Annotated in this window: 1 protein-coding gene; it reads left to right on the top strand. The window is 44.9% G+C overall.

All coding sequences use genetic code 11. The annotated features are described in order from the left end of the window. Positions 1 to 235: 235 nt before the first annotated feature. Positions 236 to 1,120: extracellular solute-binding protein (locus A3738_RS04255; protein WP_068763384.1), on the top strand; the 885-nt coding region annotated here is incomplete at its 3' end.

The raw sequence follows: 1,120 nt of genomic DNA on the forward strand, positions 1-1,120 counted from the left end.
TTCAGATGAATTAAACTACCAATAGTCACGAACTCCACAAGTAATAATCTTTTCCAATAATTTTATCACCGCATTTTCGCTGTCACAAAACTGTCTATGTTATCGACTATAGTTCGGCACGACGCTTCATTTGTGTCTTATGCTGTATAGGGAAACCTCCCAACACGGATGCGTCGTCTTTACTAGCAACCGATTGAGGCTGCAATCAATACGATAAAAAGGGGTAATATCCAGAATGAAAGCAATAAAGAAACTTACCACTGGTGCAGTATCTGCAGCCATCTTGCTTGGAGCGTCGCAATTCGCAAGTGCGGAAACGCTTCGGCTCTTAACTTGGGGCGGATATGCTCCAGATGAAGTTATCGCACAATTTAAAGCCGAAACTGGCATTGACGTTGAGGTAACTAAGTCAAACAACGAAGATATGATTTCTAAACTGCGTGCGACAGGTGGATCTGGTTTCGACCTTGCGCAACCAAGCCAAGATCGTATTTCAGGTGCGCAAGCGGAGTTTGATATCTACAAGCCGATTGACTTGAGCAAAATCGACAATAGCTTGTTTATCGATTCCATGCTCGAAGCGACAAAAAATACCACGATGTTCGACGGAGATGTATACGGTGTGCCGCATATTTGGGGTACTAGCGGCTTAGTTCTTGATACAAAAATGGCAGCAAGCGTTAAAGACTATGCGGACCTATGTAGCGCGGATGTTGCGGGTAAAGTTTCTTATCGTTTGAAGCGCCCTACCCTGATTGGCTTTGCTTTCTCTATGGGCTTAGATCCATTTGCTGCATATGGCGACACAGCTAAATACCAAGACATCATCAATCAAGTCACTGACAAGCTCATCTCTTGTAAAGCCNATGTTAAAACGTACTGGTCTGGAGGTGATGCACTCATGAATCTCCTCCGCTCTGGAGAAGCGACTGCAGCAATGGCGTGGGATACAGGCGGTTGGAAGCTAAACAAAGAGCTACCTAACGTTACTTTCGTTGCACCAACTTCTGGTGCACTCGGCTGGATCGATACCTTTGTGCTGCCACGTAAAACCAAAGCAGAAGACGCGGCATACAAGTGGATCAACTTTGTAATGCAACCAAAAATCGCAAGTATGATC

It is taken from the genome of Oleiphilus sp. HI0066, assembly GCF_001635725.1.